This is a genomic window from Pseudomonas sp. PF05, assembly GCF_056521845.1.
This window is the reverse complement of sequence record NZ_JBWLPW010000034.1, coordinates 22,718-29,558: the sequence shown is the minus strand read 5'-3', so window position 1 is coordinate 29,558 and position 6,841 is coordinate 22,718. Positions and strand designations below refer to the sequence as shown.

The 6,841-nt window shown below is 62.6% G+C and carries 4 protein-coding genes; 3 read left to right on the top strand and 1 reads right to left on the bottom strand.

Annotated features, from left to right (window positions below):
• Positions 1-3,088: non-ribosomal peptide synthetase (locus AC09SL_RS29040; protein ID WP_479571970.1), on the bottom strand; the 3,088-nt coding region annotated here is incomplete at its 3' end.
• 408 nt (positions 3,089-3,496) lie between these two features.
• On the opposite strand from AC09SL_RS29040, the gene AC09SL_RS29035 reads away from it, so the two are divergent.
• The 3 genes from AC09SL_RS29035 to AC09SL_RS29025 all read left to right on the top strand — a co-directional run bounded on the left by AC09SL_RS29035 (position 3,497) and on the right by AC09SL_RS29025 (position 6,587).
• Positions 3,497-4,453 (top strand): cupin-like domain-containing protein, encoded by a 957-nt coding sequence (locus AC09SL_RS29035; RefSeq protein WP_226920904.1) that lies wholly within the window; start codon positions 3,497-3,499, stop codon positions 4,451-4,453.
• Entirely contained in the window at positions 4,450-5,820 is a 1,371-nt protein-coding gene (locus AC09SL_RS29030; RefSeq protein WP_058543097.1) for an MFS transporter, read from the top strand. The genes AC09SL_RS29035 and AC09SL_RS29030 overlap by 4 nt, the downstream gene beginning before the upstream one ends.
• 155 nt (positions 5,821-5,975) lie before the next feature.
• On the top strand, positions 5,976-6,587 hold the full coding sequence (locus tag AC09SL_RS29025; RefSeq protein WP_058543098.1) for an aspartyl/asparaginyl beta-hydroxylase domain-containing protein: 612 nt from the start codon (positions 5,976-5,978) through the stop codon (positions 6,585-6,587).
• The last annotated feature ends 254 nt before the right edge of the window (positions 6,588-6,841 follow it).

Sequence of the window (6,841 nt, the reverse complement as noted above, 5' to 3'; positions counted from 1 at the left end):
AGCGCGCCTGCAACTGCACGGTCAGCAGGGAGTGGCCGCCGAGTTCGAGGAAACCGTCGTGACGGCCGACCTGGTCCAGCTGCAGCAGGTTTTTCCAGATATCGGCGAGGGCGATTTCAGTATCGCCCTGGGGCGCTTCGTAGGTTTTGCTGGCCAGGGAGTCTTGGCCGGGAGCCGGCAGGGCGCGGCGGTCGAGCTTGCCGTTGGGCGTGAGCGGCAAGGCATCGAGGTGGACGAAGGCGCTGGGCACCATGTATTCGGGCAGGTGCTTGAGCAAGGCGCTGCGCAGTTGTTCGGCCGGGATCGGTTCGCCGCAGACATAGGCGACCAGGCGCTTGCTGTCCGGCTGCCCCGGATGGTCTTCCCGGGCAATGACCACCACCTCACGCACACCAGGGCACAACGCCAGGGCCGCTTCGACTTCACCGATCTCGATGCGCAAACCGCGGATTTTCACCTGGAAGTCATTGCGGCCCAGATACTCCAGGGCTCCGTTGGCGAGCCAGCGGCCGAGGTCGCCGGTCTTGTACAGGCGCGCGTTCGGCTCGGTGCCGAACGGGTCGGCGATAAAGCGTTCGGCGCTCAATTGCGGTTGATTCAGGTAACCCCTGGCCACGCCGATGCCACCAATGTGGATTTCCCCGGCAATGCCCAGCGGTTGTGGTGCGCCACGGCCATCGAGCACGTGCATCTGGATGTTGGCGATCGGCCGGCCGATGGGCACGCTTTCGCCAGGGTCACTGGCGCGGCACTGCCAGGCCGTCACGTCGATGGCCGCCTCGGTCGGGCCATAAAGGTTATGCAACTCGATCGCTGGCAGTTGCTGTTCAAAGCGCCGTTGCAGGCTACGGGGCAGGGCTTCGCCGCTGCACAGCACGCGCCGCAGTTCAGGGAAGGCCTGTCCATCGTCGTGTTCGAGAAACAGGTCAAGCATCGACGGCACGAAGTGCAACATCGTGATGCCGGCCTGGCGCATCAAGCAGGCCAGGTAGTCCGGCTCCTGATGGCCGCCCGGGCGCGCCATGACCAGCTCGGCCCCGGCCAGCAGCGGCAGGAAAAACTCCCAGACCGAGACGTCGAAACCGAACGGGGTCTTTTGCAGCACCCGGTCGTTGGCATCGACACGGTATTCATCGCGGGCCCATAACAGGCGGTTGACCACGCCGAGGTGTTCATTCATCACCCCTTTGGGGGTGCCGGTAGAGCCGGAGGTGTAGAGCACGTAGGCCAAGTGTCCGGGTGTCAGGCCCAGGGCGAGCGGATCCGGGTTGTGTTCGGGTTGAGCGGCCAGTTGTGCGGGATCGTCGAGCGCCAGCAGCGGCGCATTCGACGCGGGCAGCAGGTCCAGTAGCGCCTCGCTGGTCAGCACCGCCCGAGGGCTGCTGTCGTCGAGCATGAACGCCTGGCGTGCGCTTGGCAGGTCCGGGTCGATGGGCACGTAGGCGCCCCCGGCCTTGAGAACCCCCAGCAGGGCGACGACCATTTCCGGGCCGCGCCTCAGGCTCACGGCCACTCGGTCATCCGGTTCCACGCCCAGCTCGATCAGGCGATGGGCCAAGCGATTGGCCTGGCGGTTGAGCTGCTCATAACTGAGCAACGGCCCGGTATCGCCGCGTACGGCACAGGCGAGCGGGCGCTGTTCGGCTTGCTGTTCGAACAGCTGGTGGATCAACACATCCCGCGGATAGTCGCGGGCCGTGGCGTTGAATTCGACTTGCACACGTTGGCGCTCGGCCTGGCTCATCAGTGGGTAATGCCCCACAGGCGTTTCATGCTGCTCCAGCACCGCCTCGAGCATCGAGACGATGCGTTGTTGCAGGTGTCGGGCTTCTTCCAGGCTGAAGTAAGCGGTGTTGAAGTTGAAATCAAGGTGGACGTCTTCGAATGGATGGTAATCGCGCACGAAGATTGCCATGGGCGTCTGCTCATAACCGTTGTCCATGGTGATGACCGTGGACGAGGTGCCGCCGAACTGATCGTCGCCGTCCAGGCTTTCGAACGACAGGGACACGTCGAACAACTGGCGACGCCCGGTCTGGGCCAGGCGCAGGGTGCGATTGAGTTCGGCGATGGGGAAGCGTTGGTGACGGTAGCAGCGGCGCAATTGCCCGCCAGCGGCGTGCATCAGATCCAACAGCGAGGCGTCGAAATCGACGGGCAGGCGGATCGGGCTGACGGAGGAAAACATGCCGGCGGTTTCTTTCGCCCGGGCCGTGGTGCGGTTGTGCACGGGCATGCCGATGACGATTTCATCGACACCCACGGTGCGACAGAAATAAGTGGCGACCACGCTGATCAGCACATGGGCAACCGAGAGGCTGCGTTCGCTGGCAAATTGCGTCAACGCGTTGTACAGCGCCCGGGGCAGCATCGCCTGGACCTGGGCACTGGGCGCCAGTTCATTGGCCTGCCCGGTCTTGAAATCGGCCCGGCGCTGCAGCAGCGACGGCGGCATCTGTGCGTAGGTGTCCTGCCAGAACTGGCGGTCGCGCTCATAGCGGGACGAGGCCAGGTAAGCCCGGTCATCTTCCAGGAACGACAGGTAGGAATGCCCTTGGGCAACTTCATCGTTGCCGGCCAGCAACGCGTTGTAGGCCGAGCCCACGGCATGGCCGATCAGGGCCACGCCAATGCCGTCGGTGACCAGGTGGTGGTAGCGGGCGAGCCAATAATGGCGGTTCGGGCCGCAACGGACCATGCGTGCGTCCCAGAGCCGGCCCGTCAATGACTCAAAGGGTTGGCGAAAGGCGTCGCGCAGATAGTCCATGGCCAAGCCGGCGTCGGCGTCAGCCTCGGAGAACTCCACCACCTCCAGGTTCACCTTGACCTCGGGCAGGACTCGCTGGCGGCCGGTGCCACCTTCATGGCTGAAGCTCAGGCGCAGGGTGTCGTGACGATTTGCAACCAGCTCGATGGCTTTCTCGAACAATGCAATGTTGATCTGGCCCTTGATCTCCAGGGACATGCCGATGTTGTAGTAGGGCAGGTCCGGGTGTGCGAGCTGATCCAGCCAGATACCCTGCTGGACGGAGGCCAGTTCGTGGGACGCGGAGTCTTGGGTAGGCAACATATCGGTCGACGAATCCATTTCGGAGCACCTGCTTGCAGAATCAATTGAGGTTTTTCTCCGTTCGAATGGCAGTGGTGAAGGCGTGGACGACTGCCAGTCGGCGGAATCAATAGCCGTGGAGAAGGACATCGGGGGTGGTGTTAAGCGTTGGGGCGACGGGGTGGCGAAGGCTGCGGTGCGAGCCGTCGAGGGTCCCGATCTGCCGTTCGGCTGCGCCTGACATCCCTTCACAAAGTGAGAAAAAATTAGAGCATCCGCCTTGGGATGTCTGTCATGGGAAGCAGGGACAACAGCGCGGAGCGCGGCTTTGCGGCGCTTGGGCGTGGTCGCGCGAGTCTGTTATACCAACGGCCCTGAGTGTGCTTGCGAGGGTCGAAAATGCCATTAACCGCCGAATCAGACCGCCCAGCGACGAAGTTCTGGAGCTTGTCCCGCTTTCCCAATCACCCGCAGGCAGGTGCGGTCGATGTGATCGATGCGCTGGCGATTTCCAAAGAGGAATTCACTCGCCGCTACGTCAATCGCAACCGTCCCTGCCTGGTTAAGAATGCGGTACGGCATTGGCCGGCTTTTCACAAATGGCAGCACCTGGACTACCTCAAGGCGCACTCGCGCAATAGTGCGGTGGTGGTGCGCTCGCAGATCGTTTCCGAAGTCATCGGCTGGTCCAATCCACACGTCAAGGCCGAGCTGACCGAGTACGCCAACACGGTCTATCGGGAAGTGCCGTTCCACCAGTTTCTCGACGACCTGAGCGAGGGCGATACGCCGTTGGTGGCCGACAGTTGCCGGTTCTCCGAAGGCTCGGCCATCGAACAGATGAAGGAAGACGTCGGTGGGTTACCGTTCATGCCGCAGTTGGGCAAGTCCCGGCACTATCCGCCCCATCGCAGCTTCCTGTACCGCAACTCTTATACCGATTGGCATTTCCATGTCGTCGATGAAACCTTCATGGCCCAAGTCGTCGGCGCCAAGGAGGTATTGTTGTTGCCACCGGACGAAGCCAGTTGGCGGGCCTTGCGCCCGGTGATCGAGGAGGCCGGTTACCTGTACGACATCGACACCGGGCGCTTCCCGGGCACTCGCGCGTTGCGGGCGTTGCGCACGGTGGTGGAACCGGGGGATGCGTTGTACATCCCGGTCTACTGGTGGCACGCCGTGCAGTCGATGGACGATGAATTTGGCGCCACCGTCGCGGCGACGTTCCCGACGCCCTTGCACGTCAGTGGCAACATCAGCTCGCCCATCGCCAGGCGGGTGTTGCGGACCTATCTGTTTTCCCGTTTTGCGCCGTTGGTGTTTGGCGCGGTGCTCTATTCTCTGGCCTATCGGCTACTGGACAAGTTGATCGGTGTCGTCACGCCTCGCGATGTGCGCCCATGAGCGTGGGGAGCGGCCGCCGGGGTTTTGACCTGGGGCGCGGTTTCTATTTCCTCTGGTGCGGCGAGTCGCTGGCGCTGGTGGGCACGGCGCTGATGGAATTCGCCCTGGGCGTCTGGGTGTACAACCACACCGGTTCGGCGGTGGCCTTCGCCAACGTGGTGCTGGCGGCGACACTGCCGGCGGTGCTGTTCCTGCCTTTGGCGGGTGGCCTGGCCGACCGGATCAGCCACCGGGTGATCATTGTCTGTTGCGATGTGACCCTGGCGGTGTTGCTCCTGGGGGTCATGGCGTTGCTCTGGTTCGAACGCCTGGAACCGCTGCACCTGTACATTTTCAATTGCCTGGCGTCGATTGTCGGCGCCTTTCGCAAGCCGGCCTATCAGGCGGCTGTCAGTACGATTGTCGCGCCCGACAAGTTCACCCGCGCCTCGGGATTGATCAGTATCAGCAAGAATGCTTCGGCCCTGGTGGCGCCGCTGCTGGCGGGGGCGATCATGGCCAGTGCCGGGCTGGTGACGATCCTGGCGGTGGACTTGATGACCTTCTGCTCCGGCACCTTGCTGGTGATCAAGGCGTTCTCCCATGTACGAGGGGCGCCGGGGCGCGAGGACGACGCGCCAAAAGGCACGGTGTTCGGCGGGGCACTGGGGAATGTCGCCGCGGCGCTGAAGTTCTTTGTCGCCCAGCGGCTGATGGCCGGGCTGCTGGTCTACACCATGATGCGCATGGCGCTGTTGTCACTGGCTACCTTGATGATGACGCCGTTGCTGTTGTCGACCCTGGGCAGTCAAGCCTTGGGGATGGCCTATACTTGGGCGGCGCTGGGCGGCCTCGCTGGCGCGGGACTGCTGATTTCGATGGGCAATCCACGTCGGTTGATGGTGCTGGTAGCGGTGGCCGATCTGTTGCTGGCAGCCTGTGTCGTCGCCTTGGGGCTGGTCTCGCAGGCTTTCGCCTACTGCGCGCTGGCCTTTGTCGCGATCACCATGGCGAGCATTGCCGACGCCAGCGTGAACTCACTATGGATGCGCAGGATCCCTGCGGATAACCGTGCCAGCGTGTTTGCGTTGATCAGCATGTTGACCATCGCCACCACCAGCCTGGCGGTGATCATCGGCGGTTTCCTGGTGGATCATTGGTTCCAGCCGGCACTGATGCCCGGCGGCCTTTACGCCGACTCGATCGGGCACTGGCTGGGCGTGGGGCCGGGGCGTGGCGTGGGGCTGCTGTTCGTGGTGGCCGGCGGATTGTTCGCGTTGCTGCCATTGAGCGTCTTGCTCTACGGACCGATGCGTCGACTGGACGAGCCGCCAGCGCCGATGGCCGCCCCGCGAATGATCGAAGACCCCCAGGTCGAGCCCCTGTAATGCCGGTCGACCCCGGTGTACCTGATTCCCGTGACAGACAGGCCACGCCCGCTGCGTCACCCTTGGCAGGCTCTCCTGCTACGCCCCAAGCACCCGGCGGACAGGACCATCTGGCTTTGCCAGCGGAATCGACAACCTCAATAAAAGGAGTACCTATGCGCCCGTCGTTTTATGATCCCTGCCGTTTTCCGCAACTCAAGCACCTGGCCGACAACTGGGAAGTGATCCGCGAGGAATTTCTGGCCCTCAATGCGCCGACCCTGACGATCAACCGCGTGGGCAAGCAGATCGCCGAGATCGTCGAGGAGATCGACGCTCACATGGCGGCTGGGGGGGAGTATGGCTGGCTCTGGGGATGGGGTGATGACATGGATATCATGCCGGAGTGGACCCAATACGGTCTGGTGGCCTACGACACTCCAATCCCCTACGCCCGCGATGCCATGCCCGGGACTATCGAACTGCTGAGCAAGATTCCTGGTATCAAGCTTTGCGCTTTGTTGCGGATGGAGCCCAATGTGTTCCTCGGTACTCACTCTCATACCGGCACTTGGGAGGAGGGGCTGCTGCATATGCAACTGACCATCGATGCGCCTACCACGCAGAACTATGCCTACCTCAACGTCAACGGAAGTTTCAACCAGAGCACCAATGGCAATCTGGTGATTTTCGATGGGTCCCTGGACCACTTTGCGGTCAATGCGTCCAGGGCTCACCGGACGGTGTTGTATCTTGAGTTCCATCGTGAGAAGCATATGGTTGCTTGATGTTGACCGCGCTCGTGCCTTGGAATGATTTGCGGTGCCCACGGGATTGATGGTTATTGGCAGACCTGTGGGAGCGAGCTTGCTCGCGAAGAGGCCGGCACATCCGACATCTTCATCGACTGGGCCACCGCCATCGCGAGCAAGCTTGCTCCCACACTGGATTTTCAGCGGACACAAAATTCATGTGCACCCAGTCTCCCTGTGGGAGCGAGCTTGCTCGCGAAGAGGCCGGCACATCCGACATCTTCATCGAC